Here is a 19,983-nt window from a genome sequence, read left to right as displayed (position 1 = left end):
TTAATCGTATTTTTCAAGAGAAATGCTTCTTCAAATTTTATTTTCCGAAACTTTTTTTGTCATATCACGACGAACATCGATCCAACTGCTAACCGGCACGTCCATCGGTTCCCCTTTCATTTTGATGATCTCGCCGTCATCGCTCAGCATGTATTTCCGTTTAAACAAGCGTATAGTCAGGCCACCGCTTTCAGTTTGCTCCGCTTCAACTACACCTAATTCTCCCATGCCGCCAGGATCCATTGGCAGCAGCAGCTGCCATCCCTCAGATGCCAGACCTGACGAACCAGTCAGCACATAGACTCCAACATCAAGGCGGCTGATTTGAACTTCCTCAGCCTCCTCATTAGCTTTTCCGCAGCCACACCATGAGAAACGCTCTTCAGCAATATCAGTTCTCTGATTTAGTTCTTTCGACTGGACAATTCGTGCTACAGGAGATGCAGCTTTCAACGTACCATCGCTTGCCTTTGTAGTATTTCTTGTGTCAAAAACCCTTGCCCAGGGAGCGAAAACACTATTTTCCCTACATCTCCAGTTCAGTCCATAACCTTCTCTAGCTACTATCTGAATGCAATACGCAGCTGTTGTATGAGCGCAATTAACCCCCATGAAAACGGTTCCAGGACTGGGTCCGTCATCATTAGACACCCTAAAGGACGACGTAATAGCGGTGCCCCAGCCTATAGAAGCGCCTACATCACCTAGCCCAAAAGCCCCTACCTGCATCACTTTTCCGGAAGCCGTTCCGACATCCTTAGTGGCGCTATTTCCCAAACCGAGGTTTGTGCGAGCGTCAGCGGCATTCTTTGCCCCGGTCCCTCCCTGCTCAATGCTGAGAGCTGTTTTCAGCCCAGAAAGGCTAGTAATGTCGCTGTTAGCCCCTTTCTTCGCCATAGATTTTTGACCCGGCACGGTAACGGCAGTGCCGTTGATAGTGATGGTGACATCAGATGTCCCGTTCATTACATCAGCGAACCCGCTCATGTAGCGCTGGTAAATCGTAAAGGTTTCAGCGATATCCTGCGCCAGGCCGTCAACGCTGAGGCTGTCACTCAGAAGAATGGCAAACCGGGTTCCGGCTGGAATGGCAGGGATGGCCGCTGGCGTTACGGTGAGACTTGTTGCGCTGCCGACGGAGGTAATCTGAAATACCTGCACAGGGCTGGTCATTGCAATAAATAACGGTACAGCCGTTACGAATAAGAGAACCAGCAGCAGTGAAGTTTGTGCCGGTACCTGTAAGGGTATTTCCATTGATGGCGATGGTGCCAGTGTTATAAAGCATATTTTTTCCAGACAATAAAAAACCCCGCCGGAGCGGGGTTTGTTTTGAGACAGAATGAGTTATTGGCAGGTGGTGCTGGTGAACGTGTTGGCGCTCACCCATGACCAGTTAAAGGGATAACCGGCACGGTACTGCGTCTGATTGTTTTGTTTACGGACTCCGTAGATCTGAACGCTGCTTTCCTGTCCGCCGACCAGCGCTGTTCCGGTGCATACGGGTTGCTGCTTCTCAATAACTCCAGCGCAAGCGGATAGCAATACCGCTACCGCCAGCCAAAGAATCATATTTTTCATAGTGGTTATATCCCAGGGCATTCATGAGGCTACACAATGACAATACGAATCAACGGGATATAATTGATTTGGTAGATCAATTATTCGAAATTGATCGCTCAAAACGATCAATCGGAGTTAGCGCAGTTGATGGCCATAATCACGTTCCTAAGATTCGAATACATAACGTTCTGAAGGTTGCCGCCGGGGTTGTCTGCGGCCTGGCGAATATCCGCGTATTGCTTCCCTCAAGTCTTGCCATGCTCTTGTATATTGCCGAGTAGGGCTGCGGTTGACCGCCAGCCGATATAACCCCGGTAATTAGCCCCAGCATGGCAGGCTTGCAGGCCCATTTCCCTGCCAGAGTTGTATTGATGTTGTATCCTGAGCTGGCATCCACCCCGGCGGTACCGAGGGTGACAACATCGCTCAGCGTGCGCGTTTCGTTTGTTAAAATCAGCGTCCCTGAAGCATCCCACACGGCCAGCCCGTAGTCTGGCTTTGTCTGCGGGAAAATAGAGAAAAAATAAACGTACGCTGTGCCGGTTGCATATGGTCTGAGAAAATCAATCGTGATGGTGTTCCCCCTTATCGTCTGGGTGATTTCGACCTCAACCGTGCAATGAACGAAGGCTACAACAGGCTGACCTGCGGGGAATGTGTGCGTCACTTTGGTATTGAACCCCGATGTTCCCTGAAGTGCCGCTGTCTTTCGCGCCTGTAGTGCGATTAGCGAGCTGTTCGCGGTCACCCATACTTCCCCGCTCGTGGTCGTCAGTAAAACGCCATACTCCGCCATTTATGCCCTCTCGATCTGGAAAATGAGATAAGCCGCGGCCGCAGGCTCAGTCCCTGCTGAGTAGTCGGTATCGCCTACTGCTGACACTGTTGCGGTTCCCCCCGAAATGGTGATCTTCCTCCGACTCGTACCAAAATGATCACCGTTCATACTCTGAAAATAGGTCAGCCTGCAACCCGGTGGAAGCGCTACGGAGTAAGAGCCTGTTTTCTGGTTTTGGGCCAGCTGGAGATAGCACAAACGCTGACAGGCTTAACGCCATAGTTGTTTACATTGCCTGAGGCGTCCCATGTCTGAACACCATATTCCGCCATCCAGTCCTCCTGAAAAAAAGAGGCCCCGTAAGAGGCCTCCCGTTACCATGTTCCCGTGATTCTCCCGATCTGCACCCTCAACACGTTATTGGCATCCTTGACGCTGATCGTTTGATTAGTCTGCTTCATGGCCCCTTCCCCCGCGGTTGAACCATAGTTCTCAAGCGTGCCCGTTCTAAAGTTTATGGACAGGCCAGCCTGGTTCTGAACGTAATTAACCGAGCTGATTGTTTCAGCCAGTTTCGCTCGGGTGATAGTGGCATCACCTATTACCGTATCCCTGATCATTACCTGCCCGTTCTGGATAACGAACGGTAAGGTCACCGTGGCTCCGGCCTGGCGAGTGACGGCAAAGCGGTCAGCCAGGAAGATGACCTGCGACTGCATGCCGGACGGCGTATTCTCTACACCGATCCCCATCCCTGCCGCGTAATACTGACCATTGCTGGATAACCCGACCTTGATGCTGTACATCGCCTTCAGGTCGCCATTGACGTTCGCAATGGCCTGCGCGTTGGTGGTGATCGCTGAAGTGTGCCCGTTGATGGTCGCCGTGATGCCGTTTATCTGCGTGGCTGTGGCCTGCTGGTAATCGGAGAACGTCTGGTTCAGGCTGTTGATGGATGCTTTATTGCCGTTCACGTCAGCCTGCAAGCTCAGCAGCGAACGTGCTGTTGCCTCCCTGTCGCTTGCTATGACGTTATCAATACGATCGATGCCGGCCTTGCTGTCACCGTACTGCGCGCTGAGTCTCACCCGCAGATCAACCTGCGCCAGCGTACTCGTTATTAGCGCGATAGCGTTATTCTGGATGCCGCCGCTGGCAGTATCGGTTCTTGCTCCCAGCTCCTCCAGGCGGGATGCCATTGATGAAGTCGTGTCGGTGACAACCTGTCGCAACGTGGTTATATCAGCAGTATTTTTCGAGCTGGCTTGTTCAGCTGCATCTGCCTTACCCGAGGCAGCGTCAGCTTTACCCGAAGCCGAATCAGCTTTATCGGAGATGACCTTAGTACTCGCAGTGAGCTGGTCAACAGCAGTAGCCCTTGCCTGCGCTTCATCTGACAGAGCCTGCCTTACCTCGGTAATTCCCGCCTCGTTCCGTGCTGTTTTTGCCTCAAGACGGGTAACATCCGTGACGCGTGCCTCCGTCACAGTAGCGATCACCTCCCGGAGCTGTTCGAATGTCGCAGAGTTAGCGCCCTGTTGGGCTGTCTGGCGCACGACAACATCGGCAATAGCCAGCGCGTTGCCGATGATTGCTTCAGCAGTCTGCTTGTTCGAGCCAACCGCAGCAGCATGGCCGTCTGCGTTCCCTTTGATTGCATCAGCCAGTTCTGCCAGTTTTCCGCTGCTGTCCACCGCGTTCTCGATCAGGTCTTTGAACGTATCGGAGCTTTTCATGTCCTCCAGGATTGCATCGGTGATATCGGATACATCGATGCTGGCCTGCCCGCGCACAAAGTCTGTATATCCTGATTCGTTTCCGCTGCGGTCCACCTGTTGCGCGCGATACCAGAAAATTTGCCCAGCCTTAAGGCCCATCTGCTGATACTTGCGCTGCGGATAAGGCACATCGGCCAGCAGCATCGTCTTCGGTACCGGTCAGGCTGTACTGAATTTCCGTCTTCAGCGTGTCGTCGGTGTTCGCCGGGAATCCCCAGCTCAGCTCGATACCGAATACCATATTATCGGAAGCGATGAAGCCGACCGGTTTCGGCGGATTGCCCACTTTACCCGTCAGCGTTTTCTCTTCCGAATAGCCCCACCCGGAAGAAATTTCTGCGGCATTGATGGCGCGTACACGTACCAGGTAGCGCCCGGCATATATCCCCGGCACGTCGAATGACGTGGTGGAGCTGCGCGGCACGTTAACCCAGTTCCCGTCGTTGCGGTGCCATTGCGCTTCATAGGCGATAGCGTTCTGCGCCTGGTCCCAGCTCACGCGCATGGTTTCCACGCTGATGTTCTGCTGCACCACTGAAAACGAGCTGATTACGATGTTGTCTGGCGGTGACTGATTGCCCGGCGGAATCACGCTCACCGGCCGCTGGTCAATAATGGCTCCGGTATCGATTCGGGCATATTTATCCGGATCGTGCCATGCACCGGTAATGGTGAAAGTGCCATCATCGTTACCCATCGCGTAGACCCAGCAATTGTGGATCATCAGGAAGGCACCACGACCGATCTGAATCTCATCCCCGGCCATCGCAATGACTGAGGCGGCGCTGGCGGCAATTCCGAGCACCTTCACCGTCACACGGCCTTCGTATTCACGCAGAAGGTTGTAGATTGCCAGGCCTTCAAACATGTCACCGCCAGGGGAGTTGATATTGACCGTGACGTCGGCGCCATTCATCGCCCGTAGCGCACCGGCGATACGTTTGGCTGTTACGCCTTCACCCCAGTAGTCCTGCCCGATCACATCAAAAACAGAAATACTGTTGTCGTCGGTGGCCGCCGCTTTGATCCCGCCATCCCAGCGATCTAGGGCGAAGGGTAAAGTTTCACAGGTGACCCGCGCGCAGGGGCGACCCGCCGGTGCTGCCGGAAGTTGTTTTTTGCTCATCAGGAAAGTGCTCCTAAGCGGCCTGTTTCAGCGGAGATTGTTCAAAGGAAATATCGGGGAATACGTGGTTATGCAGTTTTCTCAGGGCCAGAGCCTGAACAGCAGGATTGCTGCTTTCGAGATTTTTCAGTTACGTCAGGTTGAGCTGAACGGTGTAAATGTCACCCCCTTCAATCAGTGGCATATTTTCAAGACGGCGCACGTCATTACGGGACATCCCCCCATTCTGGAGCGCGCTGGTATAGTACGCAGCACGGCCCGCGCTGTCGGCGCGCAGCAGTCCTTCTACAGAGAACTCCGCGAACACCTCATCATCGCTGTCCAGCAGGCACCGTCCTATTTCCTGTTCGATGTTCACCAGCAGGGGTCGCAGGGTGTGCGTCAGGAAAAGAAGGTTCATACCCTCAAGACTCGAAGCCCTGCTGCTCTGCTTTGTCGTATGCCCAAGCATATAGGGCGGAACGCGGAACCAGCGGCAGATTTCCTCAATGCTGAATGAACGGCTTTCAAGAAGCTGCGCAGCCTCCGGGTTCATTGTAACGTTCTGGTAAGTTAATTTATTTTCCAGAACCATCAGCTTTCCGGCATTTTTTGAACCAATAAATGACTGAAGGTTCTGGCGCAGTCGATCGCGCTGCTCCTTCGTCAGTGCATTTTCAGAGGACAAAAATCCGGTGCTTTGAAGGCCATTCTCGAAAATTTTTGCGGCCGCTTCATCCACCGATATAGCAGCGCCAAATACATCAACGCCCGCCATAGTTGGCATCATCCCACAAACTCCGTCCAGCCCGAATCCGCGAATGTGCATGATATTTTTGACGGGAATGACGCGCTCGTTACCGTTTTCAGTGTATTTGTATTCCAGCACCCCAGTAGTGAGACGTTTAACCACCATGTTCTGCGGCAGCAAAGGCACCCGCGAAACCAGGCGGTTTGCGATGAATTTCTTCTCAATGAAGGCATTCCCGCGAAGACAAATACTGGCTAACCGCAGAACAAGAAACACAGCAGTCTTATGCTCTGATTGATATGGCAATGAAGAGCTCAGGGAAAAAGGATCAAGGTATACGTGTTTCTGAGTGGATTAAAAAATACATCGAAATTCAGATGGAAAGGTTTCGTGACGGTGAGATAAAAAAACCTACTGTAAAATCCAGACGATTATGTTCTCAGATTCTCGCAGACAGAGTGCCAAACCTTCGCCTGAAGGATGTTGATACAAGACTCATTGCAAAAATTATTGATGAATATAAGGCAGAGGGAAAGCACAGAATGGGCCAACTGATAAGAAGTGTACTAAACGAGGTGTTCAAAGAGGCGCAGCATGCTGGCGAGGTTGATCCTGGCTACAACCCAGCGTTGGCTGTAAAAAATCCAATAGCCAAAGTGAAACGAAGCAGACTTAGCATTGAACAATGGAAGTTGATTTTTGAAAGCGCAGGCTCTTTGCCGCCTTGCGCTCAAAATTCTATGCTTTTGGCTTTAGTAACCGGGCAAAGGATAGGTGACATAGTCGAGATGAAGTTTAGTGACATTTGGGATAATCACCTTCATGTTACCCAAAATAAAACCGGGATGAAGTTAGCTATCCCTTTAAATTTAAGGTGCGATACAATCGGGTTGACTCTGGCTGATGTTATTAGTAAGTGTCGCGATAGAGTAGTGAGCCCTTATCTGATCCACCATGTTAAGCATCACGCTTACGGTAAAGCGGGATCTCACGTTCCCGAAAAAACAATATCAAGATATTTTAAGGAGGCAAGAGATAAAGCAAATATTACCTGGCCTAAGGATTGCACTGCCCTCTCTCCGTTTCATGAACAGCGCTCGCTTTCATCAAGAACCTACAAAGCTCAGGATATAAATGTCAAAACTCTTTTAGGGCATAAAACCGAAGCAATGAGCGTAATGTCTGGAGATGATCGTGGTCTGGAATGGAAAAAAGTTGTGATTTAAACAGGGAGTTTTGGGGATGTTTTGGGGAAAGAGTTTTATGAATTAAATTCAGTGAGTTAGATTTTAGCGAATTGCTCCATAAGCAGTCCGCCACCAGCAACGCATAATTCAGCAGCCAGCGAACCCGCTGGCTGTTTTCTTTCGACCCCGTACATCCCGTGCTAATGTAGAAAGCTACCTACTGGATTTTCACCGGGAAAGCGTTATGACTGACGACGTTATTGGGGCAGGAACCCATCAGCAACTGATTACTTTACTCACCGAGCAGGGCGCACGGTTTCGCGTCATGGAGCATGAGGCGGTCGGAAAATGCGAAGCGGTAAGTGAAATTCGCGGGACCGAACTGCGCCAGGGGGCAAAAGCGCTGGTGTGCAAAGTGAAGGGAAACGGCGTAAAAAAACACGTTCTGGCGATCCTGGCCGCCGATCTGCAAGCCGACCTGAGCCAGCTTGCCAGCCATTTTGGTGGGCTGAAAGCCTCTCTCGCCAGCCCGGCCGAGGTCGATGCTCTCACCGCCTGCGTGTTTGGTGCCATCCCGCCCTTTAGCTTCCATCCTGATCTGGCGCTGGTAGCCGACCCGCTGCTGTTCGAGCGCGTTGACGAAATCGCGTTTAACGCCGGTCTGCTGGAGAAATCCGTGATTATGGACACCCAGGATTACCTGCGCATCGCCCGTCCAGAACTGGTGACGTTCCACAGAGCCTGACCGCGCTGGCTGGCGCTCCTGTCAGCCTTTTCTTTCCAGAAACAGCACGGAAGCGACCAGAATAACGGCGATGGCGAAAAACGATGAGGAGATAATCAGCGTTTCGACAAACATGTGATCGTTCATGATGGCGACCCCTTTTGCGATATCTCCCTTCGTTTTAATCCGCGTAAATGACAAGGTTATGACAGCGATAAAAATCTTTTTAAACCTGTCCACCGTTTTTCCGCGTACAGTAAGCAGGATCATTTTTCTGGCAAGGATTCCCCTATGTTTGACCCGACTCTGCTCATTCTGCTGGCGCTCGCCGCGCTCGGCTTTATCAGCCATAACACTACCGTCGCCATCTCGATTCTGGTGCTTATCATTGTGCGCGTAACGCCGCTCAATACCTTTTTCCCGTGGATAGAAAAACAAGGGCTGACCATCGGGATCATCATTTTAACCATTGGGGTGATGGCGCCCATCGCCAGCGGTACCCTTCCCGCCTCAACGCTGCTGCACTCGTTCGTCAACTGGAAATCGCTGGTGGCGATCGCGGTGGGGATTTTTGTTTCGTGGCTGGGGGGACGCGGCGTCACGCTGATGAGCAGCCAGCCCTCGCTGGTAGCGGGCCTGCTGGTGGGCACCGTGCTGGGTGTGGCGCTCTTTCGCGGCGTTCCGGTGGGCCCGCTGATTGCGGCGGGTCTTGTCTCGCTGTTTATCGGGAAGTCGTAGTCAGGCTGGCCATATAACGCGCCGGCGTCTGACCCAGCCCCTTTTTAAACATGGTGATAAACGCGGTGGTCGAGTCATAGCCCAGTGACTGAGCCACCTGCTGCACTGATTTGCCGCTAATCAAATGTTGTAACGCCACAATCAACTGCAGCTGGTGACGCCAGCGGCGAAAGCTCAAGCCGGTCTCCTTCACCACCAGCCGTGCCAGGTTGCGTTCGCTCATGGCAAAGTGGCTTGCCCACTGCGCCAGCGTCTGCCAGGCCGCCGGCTCTTCCGCCATCTTCTCGCTCATCAGCCGGATTTTGGGATGGGGTGAGACGGGCAGTTGCAGATGCTCCTGGCGCTGGAGCGGCAGCTCATCAAACAGGACATTCACCAGCCGCGAGGTGGCCGCAAGGTGCAGCTGTTCACGTGATTTTTCTGCCAGCGATAAAATCAATTCCCGTACCAGCGGAGAGATTTTCAGGGTGCAGCAGCGGTCGGGCAACCGCGCGGTCCCCGGTTCAATGAACAGAAAGCAGAGTTGTGCCCCCGGCGTGGCTCTGTTGCTGTGTGGCATCTGGCCGGGGATCCAGACGGCATACTGAGGCGGCACCATCAGCATGGCATTTTCCACTTCGCAGGTGATCGCCCCGCCAAGTGCCAGAATTAGCTGTCCCTTGCGGTGGTGATGAAGCGGAATATATTGTTCCTCTGCCACCACGCGAATGCGAAATGCGACGGCCGCATCGTGCTGGCTATCAGGATCGTAGCCGTCCAGTCCCAGACCAATCATCAGGTTGTCCGATTTTAGCGATAAACTGTCATTTTAGCCTGATTTCAACCGCCGCGAAAATCGGTATGGTGTGCACTCGCTTGAACGTATGAGAACAAAATGACTACTGCACTTCGCACCTCAGGAAAACACGGCGTGCTGCTGATCGCAGGCATCCTGATGATTGCCACGACGCTTCGCGTCACCTTTACCGGGGCAGCCCCGCTGCTCGATACTATTCGTCTTGATTATGGCTTAAGCACGGCGCAAACCGGTCTGCTGACCACCCTGCCGCTGCTGGCCTTCGCTCTGGTCTCGCCGCTTGCAGCCGGTGTGGCCCGGCGCATCGGCATGGAGCGCAGCCTGTTTATCGCCCTGCTGTTGATTTGCGCCGGGATTGCCGTGCGCTCCCTGCCCTCCGCCGCTGCGCTTTTCGCTGGAACGGCGGTGATAGGCTGCGGCATTGCGCTCGGCAATGTACTGTTACCCGGGTTAATTAAACGTGACTTTCCCGGCCAGGTGGCGAAACTCACCGGTGCCTATTCCCTGACGATGGGCGTGTCGGCGGCGTTCGGCTCGGCACTGATTGTTCCCCTGGCGCAGGGGGCGGCGGGCTGGCATGGCGCGCTGCTGATGCTGATGGTATTTCCACTGCTCGCGCTGCTGCTGTGGCTGCCGCAGTGGCGTCAGGAACACGCCGCGACGGTCACGGGCGCTGGCGCGCTGCATAACCGCGCCATCTGGCGCTCGGCTCTCGCCTGGCAGGTGACGCTCTTTTTGGGGTTCAACTCGCTGATTTACTACGTCATCATCGGCTGGCTGCCGGCGATACTGCTCAGCCACGGCTACAGCGAAGCGCAGGCCGGCTCGGTGCATGGACTTTTACAGCTGGCCACGGCGGTACCGGGTCTTGCCGTTCCGCTGATCCTCCACCGTCTGAAGGATCAGCGGGGCATCGCCGGCGTGGTGGCGCTGATGTGCGCGGTGAGTGCGGCGGGCCTGTGGTTTATGCCTGAGCTGGCGGTAATGTGGACGCTGGTGTTTGGCTTTGGTACGGGGGCAACGATGATCCTCGGTCTGACGTTCATCGGTCTGCGCGCCAGCTCTGCGCATCAGGCGGCGGCGCTGTCCGGCATGGCACAGTCGATTGGTTATCTGCTCGCGGCCTGCGGCCCGCCGGTAATGGGGAAAATTCATGATACCACGGGAGACTGGCGTCTCCCGCTTCTGGGCTGCGCGCTGGCCGCTGTGATCATGGCCGTCTGCGGCATGCTGGCCGGGCGAGACCGGGAGATCGCGCCCCGTTAAACAGGGTGGCAGACCCTCGGGTCTGCCTTTTTTATCCGCGGGCCGCGCGCAGCATCGCCTGTACCAGCACCACCGGACGGCCTTCCAGCGCAGCCCGCTCATGCTGGAATAAGGTGATCACAAAGAACGGGTGGGTAACCAGTTCCGCGGCACGAATTTCTCCCTGATCGTCCCAGCCTGTGACATGCATATCACCGCTCTCCAGCGCCTGGGCAAACGCCGGCGACACGCCATAATTACAGTGATATCCCTCTTCAATTTCCGGCTTGCCGTACGCTTTCGCAATCAGCGTATTATTACGCAGTTCAATGGCATCGGTTTTTTCCACCAGCGAGCAGGTGAGCGGCGCAATCACCATAGTGCCTTCGGTATCCGTCTCAGCGTGTGCCGCATCGCTCCAGCCCAATACATTACGGGCATACTCGATCAACGCATGCTGGAACCCACCGCAGGTGCCCAGGAACGGAATGCCGTTTTCACGGGCGTAGCGCGCGGCGATAAAAGCAGCTTCCGTGTTTTTATAGGGGCTTGCAGGAACCAGCCAGATGGCATCGTAGCCCACCAGATCTTCCGGGCTGGTGAGCTCCGTGGAGGCAAGCCAGTCGTAATCGGCGGTGAGGTCAAGGACGGCAGCGGCATCGTCAATGGCCAACGGGATCGCCTGATGCGCAATAACAGCGGGATTGTAGTCGCCAACCAGCGCAATGCGCAGCGTCGTTTTAACCGGGAGGTGTTCCATGAAAGGTTCCTTATGCCAGAGAATTATCAGATAACATAAGGAACCTCAGACTACCGATCTTTTGCAGTTATCACAATACATTAAATTAGGAGGGTGGGATCATGATTCAATGCAAACGGGTATACGAACAGGCTAGCCCGGAGGACGGCTACCGGGTGCTGGTGGACCGACTGTGGCCACGCGGGGTTAAAAAAACGGACCTCGCCTATGATGAATGGTGTAAAGCGCTCGCGCCGTCGAATGAATTACGCAAGGCCTTTCACAGCGAAACTCTTGATTTCGCGGCCTTCAGTCAGGCCTATAGGGAAGAGCTGGCGCAGCATGTGGACGACGGCATGCGTCTGGCGGTGCGGGCCAAAAAGCAGGCCGTCACGCTGCTGTTTGCTGCCAAAAACACGGAACAAAATCACGCACAGGTCTTAGCTGACTGGCTGCGCCATCTGTAATCAGCTGACGGTGAGTTCACCGAGAATCTGCGGTGCTTCATCCGGGTTGAGCGGCATCAGATGTTCGGCGCGAACAAACGCAAAGCCATGCTGATTGTCAAAGGCGTAGATATCACCCGTCACCAGCCAAAGTGCGCGATCTGCCGTGGCGGGTAATTGTGTCATCACACCGTTAACCGGGTTAACGAAGCGCAGGCCGGGCTGGCAAAGGCCAAATAACTCAACAGATTTACCAATATTACGACGGCCTGACACCGTGCGGGCACCCACGATCAACGCCATGCTGCCCGGTTTAAGCTGAAACATACTTCTCTCACGATAACGATGGCCAGAAACTGGCTAAGAATAATCCTAAAGAGAAGTGTATCGCAATCCCGGGCCCGCTGTCACCTGGCGGGCTGCGGGTGATCGCGACGGTAGAGGTCCCATTCATCGATCACTTTACCATCGGGTAATTTGCACTCCGTGCGCACGCCCTGTGGGCTCTGGATCGGGATCTGTTCCCCCCCTTTTTCCAGACAGTAGACGGAAGCCGGGTTAGCCATCCCGATAGCATGCGGTGGCTGAGGCGCATCCGGTGGGGGAGTTTTTGTGGTGCAGGCCGCCAGCGGTAGCGCAAGGGCCAGAAGCAGAAATCTCATCTTATTGATCCTTTTGACATCATGACAGGCTAAGGGTAACGGGCCAGCGCCGCGTTCTCCATGATTTCTCCATTTTAACTGCACTTTTCCAGCCTATAGTGCGGAATGTTCTCGATATGACCAGAGAACATCATTCCGTAATCAAGATGTCTTTGCCCCGGTCCTCAACGCCGGGGCTTTTTTCGCCCTCTCCCCCAACCCGCGCATATATTAAATTTTTTATATTCATGTTTTACTATGGCTGAAGCCTAAAAATTCAGCATAACATGCAGATGCAGACGTCTTCTGCCTGGGAGTCATTCTACGTCATGTCGGATATTATCCTTGCCCGTGTTTCAGAAACCCTCGCCACTGAACAATCCCTTGAAAGCCTCGTTCGTCAGTTACTGGAGATGCTGGAGATCGTGACCGACATGGAGTCAACTTACCTCACTAAAGTTGATATCCAGGCCCGGCTGCAGCATATCCTCTACGCCCGCAACAGCAAGCAGATGACGATCCCCGAAGGGTTGAGCGTTCCCTGGGATGAAACGCTGTGCAAGCGCGCGCTGGATAGCGATACCCTGTTCAGTAACGACGTCCCCGAACGCTGGCCTGAATGTGAAGCGGCAAAAGCGCTTGGCATTACTACCTATATGAGCATTCCCGTCCATCTTGCCGATGGTTCATTGTACGGAACGCTCTGCGCCACCAGCACGGCGAAGAAACCCCTCAGCGAGCGCGGTGAGCAGGTGCTGAGATTATTCGCGGGTTTGATTGGCCAGTACATCCAGAAGGAGTCGCTGGTCACTCAGCTTCGCGAAGCCAACGCGGCCCTCATTGCGCACTCTTATACCGATGCCCTGACCGGTTTACCCAACCGTCGTGCCCTGTTTGAGGATCTGACCACCCTGTTCTCGCTGGCCCGGCACCTGAAGCGTAACGCCATCATCGCGTTTATCGATCTGGATGATTTCAAACTGATTAACGACCGTTATGGACACGAAGCCGGTGACCAGTTCCTGGTTGAAGTGGGCAAGCGTCTGACGGAAGGAAAGCAGCAGGACGACATCATTGGCCGGCTGGGTGGTGATGAGTTTCTGGTGGCGTCGCTGTGCCAGCCCCACAGTGAAGGCGATATCACGCAGGTCACCCTGCTCAAAACGCGTCTCAGCGCCTGTATTGCCGGTGAATACTGGCTGGGCAGTGTTCACATTATCTATCCGGGAGCCAGCCTCGGCGTTATCGAAGTTGACCCAGGCGCAACCGATCCGGACAGCGCGTTACGTGCCGCGGACGTCGCGATGTATCAGGATAAGAAAGGAAAAAGCAAAACACGCTTTCTCACTATGGATTAACCCCGTACACTCTACGGCGTTATAGAAACCGAAACAGGTGATGGTATGAGAATAGGGATCCTCTTCCCGGTCGTTATTTTTATAACGGCGGTGGTCTTTTTAACATGGTTTTTTGTCGGCGGTTATGCGGCTCCAGGGGCATAAATGCGCAAAACAACCGTCATTATGCTGATCGTTGCCCTCGCGGCGTTCGCCGGCCCGCAGCTTGGCTGGTGGTAAACCCGCAACGTAAAAAGGCCGCCATCTGGCAGCCTTTTTTAACGCTTACAGGGCTTAGCTTTTGATCTTTCTGTAGATAAACAGAACAACCAGTGCACCAATCACCGCGACGGCGAAACTACCGAAGTTAAAGCCATCGACCTTGCCAAACCCGAACAACGTACTGATCCAGCCGCCGACTACCGCGCCGACAATACCCAGTATTACGGTGACGATAAACCCACCGCCATCTTTGCCCGGCATGATCCACTTCGCCAGAATACCCGCAATAAGCCCAAAGATAATCCAGGATAAAATTCCCATAACGTTCCTCTCTGTATGGTTTTTGTCATTAAATCAACGACACAAAAAAGAATAGCACAGGATCTGAGAAAGGAAATTCGTGATAAGCATCACAACGAGAGAGTGCGTAACGATTAGCCAGCGGCCAGATCGCGCCACATGAAATGTAGGGTTGCATCTTTTGTTGAGAAAGATTATCTTTCTCAACACTGAATAGTTGAGAGAAATACTCAGGTATTCAGTACGACATTGCTCACATTGCTTCCAGTATTTCTTGCCCACTCCTGAGTGGGCTTTTTTTTTGCTCATAGCCCAACAAACGCATAACGATTACGTCCGGCGCGTTTTGCCTGGTAGAGTGCCTGGTCAGCGGCAATAATCAGGTTCTGCTGGCTGCCTGCGATGTCGACGGCGCGCGCAGTGGAAATCCCGACGCTGACCGTAACCCGCCTGAAGGGGCTAAAAGCATGATCGATTTGCAGGGAATAGACATTGCGAATAATGGTCTGCGCCAGACGAAGCGCCTCCTGAATATCCGTATCAGGTAATATCAGAGCGAACTCCTCTCCGCCATATCGCGCCACAGTCTGGTTATCACGGGTCAGGCTCTCACGAAGACTGTTACCCAGCAATGCCAGGCACCGGTCCCCTTCCGGATGACCGTAGTTATCGTTGTATTTTTTAAAGTAATCCACATCCACAAGGAGCATCGATATCGGCGCGTCATGGGCAGCACACCGCGCGATTTCCGAGAGGATCCTTTCATCAAAGATGCGGCGGTTGTACAGCCCGGTCAGCGCATCCTCAGAGGCGATAATTTTTAGCGCTTTGTTATCCCGCGCTTTTCGGGACAAGTCGGAATAGAGGAACCATGACGCAACGATGAGTATCGCCGCGAAAACGAAAATCAGTACCGCCAGCTGAATGGCCTGTTTGCGCCAGGCAGAGAGAGCTTCATCAATGCTGACGGCCACGGTGGTGACCAGCCCGTAGCGTTTGTTTTTCTCATAGGCATAAATGCGCTCGATTTTATCAAACCGCGAGATGGAGCTGGCTATCCCTGTATTTTGTACCTTGAGGTATTTCCTGAAGAGGGGTGAGTCAGAAACAATGGTGCCGATATAGGTATTTTTAAAAGGATAACGGACCAGTAGCACACCAGATTGTGTCGTTAAGCCAATCACCCCCGAGTGACCGATATTAATCTGTCCGTACAGCGCGAGAAAATTCTCGATACCCAGCGTGACCACCACGACACCGTTAAAAGCCCCGGAGGGGGTTTCAAGGCGCCGACTGATGGTGATCACCCATTTACCATTGGTTCTGCTTACCACCGGCTCACCAATAAAAATCTGCTGATTTTTATTTTCCTTATGGTAGATAAAAAATTTTCTGTCCGAGCCTTTACGCGGCCCGGTAAAACTTTCGTGCAATGCGGTAAAGATATCGCCCTGGGCATTGTAAACAACCACATTATTAATCTGGGTAAGAAGATTATCCTGATCGTTTATCATCCGCTGAATATTGATCGCCTGTTGTGCGGTCATGCCATAAATTTCGATCATGTCGGAAACGGTAGTAATTAACATTTCACTCTGGCGCATGATCCCCTCAGTGTAGACATCAAGGGTATGGCTCAGGTTAGCGACGCTGGTATTAATTTGCTGGATTGACTGCTGTCTGGACGTGGCAATTTGGACGGCAAGCGACAACGAGATGATCAAGGAGACAATGATGACGGTAATGGTTGTTGTGTAAAAAGTATTTTTCACATGCACGAGCTATTCCACCTTATCACGCCTGACGTCCCTGGCTGACAACTCTTGTCACTGTAACAAAGCTCAGGATAAGAGGAAAATGAATTGCACTTAAGCATACAACAGAAGCTCGTCTTTATTTCTTTTTTCACCGCCTGGCGACCGCCTTATTCCTGGCCCGCTGCAAAGGGCGAGGTTTTTACAGACTTACGGCCTCCCTGGGCTTAGATAAAATGATTTTAATAAAGTCTATATAGGAGACGGGTTTACCAAAATAATATCCCTGTAACAGGGTAATCTCATTACGGTTGAGATACTCCAGTTGCTCCTTCGTTTCTACACCTTCTGCCACAATACGCAATGAGAGTTTTTTCGCGAGATCAATAACACAGTCCAGCAGGATCGTGGAGTCCTTCTCTTCTGACACCCGGTTCACAAAACTCTTATCAATTTTAATGTAATCAATAGCAAGCGCATTAAGGCACGACAGCCCGGAATAGCCCGTACCAAAATCATCCAGGGCAATGACAAAACCGGCCTTATGCAGCAGATTGAGGTTTTCCACCAGGTGAGGATTATCGACCAGCGGCTCACGCTCGGTTACCTCGAGCACCAGTTTGACTTCTTTCCCCTGAAACCCTTTGCCGAACACGCGGCAATCGCCGATGAAAGAAGGAGCATCGATGTGCCTGGCGCTGATGTTCACCCCAATATGAAAGCCGTCCGGCAGTTTCGACAACAGCGGCTTAAGCTGAGTAACCACTTTCGCCATTAACCCTTTGGTCAGCGGGATAATCAAACCGCTACGTTCAGCAATCGGGATAAAGACATCCGGCGGGATAAAGCCTGATTTCGGATGTTTCCATCGGGCCAGGACTTCCACACCGTACAATCCGCCGGTATCACCATTTACGATGGGCTGATAATAGGGAACAATCTCCCCCTGCAAAATGGCCTTACGCAGATCGTCTTCAATGGAGGTGCTTTTTCCCTTGTAGCGGTGGATTAAAATGCCCACCGTCACGGACAGCGCGAGAATGAGCAATATCAGACGCCATCCCTGCTGCAGGATCATGACGACACGCTGACGCGGTTTTAATGCGGCCTCTGTCCCTGACTCCCGTTGTCCGCTACGGGTACAGACCTGAGTCGCACTGACGGCTGTCGCGGTATGAATATTATTCTGTTTCGCCAACTGCCCGTTAACGATCACAATACCGCTCAGAAAGAGAAAAAGAGTACTGACAATAGCGATCGTTACGTTGCGCACGATGTTTTCCTTACTAGAAAAAACAAGCATGGAAGTTCTGAAGAAAAGTCTGTGGCAAACCTGGCGTACCTTAATAGCAATAAAAAAAGCTTAGCTGAGATTTATCTTAAAAAACTGATGCTTTCGTATGAGTTCATCCGCCTGATAGCGCTCACAGGCTGCGACTGTCGGGCTTGTGCCTTGCCCTGGCTGTGTTAATATTTGAGCAATCAGGGAGTGGACAGGATCGCTGGAAAATGAAAAAAATGATTGCCGTTGCTATCGTTTCAACGCTTCTGGTCCTCCTCTCTCTTTATGCGGTCAATGCTGTTATCGTGGGTCAACAGAAGAGCAAACAGCGTGAAATATCCCATACCCTCTTGCGTTATTCAGAAGATCTCTCCCAAAGCGTAGCGCTGGCCCTGAAAAGTATTACGACACAAGGGTGCGATAAATCCAGTCTTGATAGCTACAGACAAATAAAGCTGGATAGCCTCTATTTCGGTGATATCGGTTTTATTGAAAATGGAAAAATAGTCTGTACCGCGTTTTGGGGAAAACTTGCCACGCCCGTTGCGCTTCCCACAGAACTGCATAAAACGCCGAGAGGCTTTCTGCTGGCGCAGTTTTCCAGAAAAGATTTTTTCACGGGCAATGCGGCAATTTATAACAATATTATTATTTTCACCTCCCGCTATGCTTACGATAAATTCACCCCGGTTACAGCAAGCTATTCGCTGAGCGCCACCACCAAAGACCTCGGCAGAACGTTTTTTACCACCGCCCCTGAGTTAACCCAGCAGAGCTGGCTACATTCGACGTTGTTTACCCTGACCCTTACCCGGTGCAGCGCCTTCTGGGACCTGTGTGTCATTGTGACGCATCACGACGCAGGGCTGGCCTCGTTACCCCCGTTTATCTTTGCGCTTCTGGCTGTCATTTTATATTTTATCTGGGTCGCGATAACGCTCTTTATCTTCCGTCTCTATGAAGATCGTTTTTCGCTGGAACGCACGCTGATTAAAGCCGTGTTAACGAACACCATCAGCGTTAACTATCAGCCGATTATTCGCATTCACGATCAAAAAATAGTGGGCGTAGAAGTACTGTCGAGATGGCGCGATCAAAAACAAGGGGATGTCTCCCCGGAGCTTTTCATTCCATTAATTAAGAAGATTGGTCTCTATAAAAAATATTATTGTAACATTATCAAAAAATCGCTCTCTGAAATCGCTCCGCTGGCGAATAAACATCAGCTGATTGTCTCACTTAATGTTGGACGCAAGGAAATTGAAGACGGCCAGTTTATTCACGTTTTGCAGCGAGTCTGTTTGGCCAATCACCTTCCCCTCTCCCTGGTAAAGATTGAGCTCTCTGAAAAAGCCGTTTCCAGCGCCGATATTCTCGAGGGATTTTGTCAGGAGCTTAAAGCGCTCGGCGTTAAAATATCAATCGATGATTTTGGCGTGCAAAACTCCAACCTCGCCAGACTGTCGCTGCTCGAATATGATGAGATCAAAATCGATAAGTCGCTGGTTGATGGCATCAGCGAGCATTATAAGCAAAATATATTTGTGATCTTTAGCGACGCGCTGGCAAAACTGAATAAAACCCTGGTATTTGAAGGGGTGGAAAATGAAATACAGTATCGCTTCATTGCCGACAGATATCCCGATGCGCTGATCCAGGGATGGTACTTTTCTAAATCACTCACCCGCAGTGAGTTGGCAAAGCGACTCACCGGCGTCGCATGTTCTGCGGAATAAATGACTGTGGTCCGATAGCGTGATGCCGAGCGGTCAGGCAAAGCATCAGCATAAAGGTGTTTGAGACAGGTTATTCATTTCCCCATTGATTGAGGAAATTCGCAATATCATCAATGCGGGTAGCGCGGATCCCGGCCTCTGCGGCCATCTCTTGCTGAGCGTCCTCGCTGATCTCCTCATTATTCGCTAAACGGGTGAGCAGCAGCTGAAAATAATGTGCCAGCGCATCATGCTCAGACTCTGCGACCTGCTCTGCCGCTTCCGTCGCGTATTCCTCGGCAATGTCATAATATTTCAGTGGGATAGTGTTGTTCATAACAGTCTCGTCTCTAACCAGTAAGGGTAAAGGCATCAGTATATCGGACGCCTTCCCGCAACCAAAGCCTTGCTTCAGAGGAGTATCGCAAGCAGCGCTGCGAGCGCGGGCATGGCCTGCACATAGAGAATTTTTCGGCTGGCGGTGACTGCGCCGAATAGTCCGGCAATCAACACGCAGACCAGGAAGAAGATCGCCACCGGAATACCTTTTTCGCCAAGCCAGAGGCTCCAGAGCAACCCCGCCGCCAGAAAACCGTTGTACAGCCCCTGATTTGCGGCCAGCACGCGGGTGTCGCGCGCAAAGTCGGGACGCAGATTAAAGGCCTTATGACCGGTTTTGGTATTCCAAAGAAACATCTCCAGCACCAGAATATAGAGATGAATTAACGCAACAACCGTGATAAGGACGGTGGCTAACATCGTGTTGTCTCCCACAGGCAGAGGCAAAAAAAACGGGAACCCTCAGGCTCCCGTTACAGGTTAACCCAGAATCTGGATTACATGTTCGCGATAATCGCGTCGCCAAACTCTGAACATTTCAGC

The 19,983-nt window shown here is 52.3% G+C and carries 21 protein-coding genes and 2 pseudogenes; 8 read left to right on the top strand and 15 right to left on the bottom strand.

Translation table 11 applies throughout. The annotated features are described in order from the left end of the window. Positions 1–30: 30 nt before the first annotated feature. The 5 genes and pseudogenes from LDK53_RS09340 to LDK53_RS09315 all read right to left on the bottom strand — a co-directional run. Positions 31–1,257: a phage tail protein gene (locus tag LDK53_RS09340; RefSeq protein WP_225285783.1), complete on the bottom strand. Its 1,227-nt coding sequence runs from the start codon at positions 1,255–1,257 to the stop codon at positions 31–33. Between the two features lie 90 nt (positions 1,258–1,347). Further along, positions 1,348–1,581 (bottom strand): cor protein, encoded by a 234-nt coding sequence (locus tag LDK53_RS09335; protein WP_225285781.1) that lies wholly within the window; start codon positions 1,579–1,581, stop codon positions 1,348–1,350. 139 nt (positions 1,582–1,720) lie between these two features. After that, the gene (locus LDK53_RS09330; protein ID WP_225285779.1) at positions 1,721–2,359 is read right to left on the bottom strand and encodes a hypothetical protein; all 639 of its coding nucleotides are present in this window, start codon (positions 2,357–2,359) and stop codon (positions 1,721–1,723) included. A 356-nt stretch (positions 2,360–2,715) separates the two neighbouring features. Continuing rightward, positions 2,716–5,071: pseudogene (locus tag LDK53_RS22995) on the bottom strand (head maturation protease, ClpP-related); the annotation flags it as partial. A gap of 187 nt (positions 5,072–5,258) precedes the next feature. Continuing rightward, positions 5,259–6,233: pseudogene (locus tag LDK53_RS09315) on the bottom strand (phage portal protein); the annotation flags it as partial. Positions 6,234–6,280: 47 nt separating this feature from the next. On the opposite strand from LDK53_RS09315, the gene LDK53_RS09310 reads away from it, so the two are divergent. Together LDK53_RS09310 and LDK53_RS09305 are read left to right on the top strand one after the other, a co-directional pair. Further along, complete coding sequence (locus tag LDK53_RS09310) at positions 6,281–7,201, top strand: tyrosine-type recombinase/integrase (protein WP_225285758.1); 921 nt, start codon at positions 6,281–6,283, stop codon at positions 7,199–7,201. A 205-nt stretch (positions 7,202–7,406) separates the two neighbouring features. Beyond that, positions 7,407–7,907: a YbaK/prolyl-tRNA synthetase associated domain-containing protein gene (locus LDK53_RS09305; RefSeq protein WP_025758202.1), complete on the top strand. Its 501-nt coding sequence runs from the start codon at positions 7,407–7,409 to the stop codon at positions 7,905–7,907. Between the two features lie 21 nt (positions 7,908–7,928). Here the strand turns inward: LDK53_RS09305 and yoaI are convergent, their stop codons facing one another. Beyond that, entirely contained in the window at positions 7,929–8,033 is a 105-nt protein-coding gene (gene yoaI / locus LDK53_RS09300; RefSeq protein ID WP_010430055.1) for a small membrane protein YoaI, read from the bottom strand. A gap of 144 nt (positions 8,034–8,177) precedes the next feature. Here yoaI and LDK53_RS09295 point away from each other — a divergent pair, with 144 nt between their 5' ends. Further along, on the top strand, positions 8,178–8,624 hold the full coding sequence (locus LDK53_RS09295; protein WP_008500737.1) for a DUF441 domain-containing protein: 447 nt from the start codon (positions 8,178–8,180) through the stop codon (positions 8,622–8,624). Here LDK53_RS09295 and LDK53_RS09290 read toward each other — a convergent pair. Then, the gene (locus tag LDK53_RS09290; RefSeq protein ID WP_025758201.1) at positions 8,608–9,399 is read right to left on the bottom strand and encodes an AraC family transcriptional regulator; all 792 of its coding nucleotides are present in this window, start codon (positions 9,397–9,399) and stop codon (positions 8,608–8,610) included. The genes LDK53_RS09295 and LDK53_RS09290 overlap by 17 nt on opposite strands. A 99-nt stretch (positions 9,400–9,498) precedes the next feature. Here LDK53_RS09290 and LDK53_RS09285 point away from each other — a divergent pair, with 99 nt between their 5' ends. Further along, positions 9,499–10,686 (top strand): CynX/NimT family MFS transporter, encoded by a 1,188-nt coding sequence (locus LDK53_RS09285; RefSeq protein WP_225285719.1) that lies wholly within the window; start codon positions 9,499–9,501, stop codon positions 10,684–10,686. A 31-nt stretch (positions 10,687–10,717) separates the two neighbouring features. On the opposite strand, the gene LDK53_RS09280 is transcribed toward LDK53_RS09285, so the two are convergent. Further along, a complete protein-coding gene (locus LDK53_RS09280) occupies positions 10,718–11,425 on the bottom strand; it encodes a CTP synthase (RefSeq protein WP_225285716.1) in 708 nt (235 codons plus the stop codon). A gap of 101 nt (positions 11,426–11,526) precedes the next feature. Between LDK53_RS09280 and LDK53_RS09275 the strand changes: the two genes are divergently transcribed. Beyond that, entirely contained in the window at positions 11,527–11,871 is a 345-nt protein-coding gene (locus LDK53_RS09275; RefSeq protein WP_225285713.1) for a DUF488 domain-containing protein, read from the top strand. Here the strand turns inward: LDK53_RS09275 and LDK53_RS09270 are convergent, their stop codons facing one another. Then, positions 11,872–12,177, bottom strand: a complete 306-nt coding sequence (locus LDK53_RS09270; protein ID WP_225285711.1) for a hypothetical protein — start codon at positions 12,175–12,177, stop codon at positions 11,872–11,874. It abuts the gene before it with no gap. An 80-nt stretch (positions 12,178–12,257) separates the two neighbouring features. Beyond that, positions 12,258–12,512, bottom strand: coding sequence for a DUF333 domain-containing protein (locus LDK53_RS09265; RefSeq protein WP_047958296.1), 255 nt, complete (start codon positions 12,510–12,512; stop codon positions 12,258–12,260). 308 nt (positions 12,513–12,820) lie between these two features. Here LDK53_RS09265 and LDK53_RS09260 point away from each other — a divergent pair, with 308 nt between their 5' ends. Both LDK53_RS09260 and LDK53_RS09255 read left to right on the top strand, forming a co-directional pair. Continuing rightward, positions 12,821–13,849, top strand: coding sequence for a sensor domain-containing diguanylate cyclase (locus LDK53_RS09260; RefSeq protein ID WP_225286140.1), 1,029 nt, complete (start codon positions 12,821–12,823; stop codon positions 13,847–13,849). A 45-nt stretch (positions 13,850–13,894) separates the two neighbouring features. Further along, on the top strand, positions 13,895–13,993 hold the full coding sequence (locus LDK53_RS09255; RefSeq protein WP_049003319.1) for a YoaK family small membrane protein: 99 nt from the start codon (positions 13,895–13,897) through the stop codon (positions 13,991–13,993). Positions 13,994–14,122: 129 nt separating this feature from the next. Here the strand turns inward: LDK53_RS09255 and LDK53_RS09250 are convergent, their stop codons facing one another. The 3 genes from LDK53_RS09250 to LDK53_RS09240 all read right to left on the bottom strand — a co-directional run bounded on the left by LDK53_RS09250 (position 14,123) and on the right by LDK53_RS09240 (position 17,377). Beyond that, positions 14,123–14,371, bottom strand: coding sequence for a GlsB/YeaQ/YmgE family stress response membrane protein (locus tag LDK53_RS09250; RefSeq protein WP_008500746.1), 249 nt, complete (start codon positions 14,369–14,371; stop codon positions 14,123–14,125). Between the two features lie 284 nt (positions 14,372–14,655). Continuing rightward, entirely contained in the window at positions 14,656–16,128 is a 1,473-nt protein-coding gene (locus LDK53_RS09245; RefSeq protein WP_412174824.1) for a diguanylate cyclase, read from the bottom strand. 178 nt (positions 16,129–16,306) lie between these two features. After that, the gene (locus LDK53_RS09240; protein WP_225285707.1) at positions 16,307–17,377 is read right to left on the bottom strand and encodes an EAL domain-containing protein; all 1,071 of its coding nucleotides are present in this window, start codon (positions 17,375–17,377) and stop codon (positions 16,307–16,309) included. A 236-nt stretch (positions 17,378–17,613) separates the two neighbouring features. On the opposite strand from LDK53_RS09240, the gene LDK53_RS09235 reads away from it, so the two are divergent. Next, a complete protein-coding gene (locus LDK53_RS09235) occupies positions 17,614–19,122 on the top strand; it encodes a cyclic diguanylate phosphodiesterase (RefSeq protein ID WP_225285696.1) in 1,509 nt (502 codons plus the stop codon). 70 nt (positions 19,123–19,192) lie between these two features. Here LDK53_RS09235 and LDK53_RS09230 read toward each other — a convergent pair whose 3' ends face one another. Beyond that, positions 19,193–19,438 (bottom strand): DUF2543 family protein, encoded by a 246-nt coding sequence (locus LDK53_RS09230; RefSeq protein ID WP_155031005.1) that lies wholly within the window; start codon positions 19,436–19,438, stop codon positions 19,193–19,195. Positions 19,439–19,512: 74 nt separating this feature from the next. Beyond that, complete coding sequence (locus tag LDK53_RS09225) at positions 19,513–19,860, bottom strand: DUF1304 domain-containing protein (protein ID WP_225285694.1); 348 nt, start codon at positions 19,858–19,860, stop codon at positions 19,513–19,515. Positions 19,861–19,983 lie beyond the last annotated feature (123 nt).

It is taken from the genome of Enterobacter sp. K16B (assembly GCF_020216105.1).
Taxonomy (GTDB): Bacteria; Pseudomonadota; Gammaproteobacteria; order Enterobacterales; family Enterobacteriaceae; genus Enterobacter; species Enterobacter sichuanensis.
The sequence above is the reverse complement of the archived record's forward strand: the minus strand, read 5'-3'. Positions and strand labels throughout refer to the sequence as shown.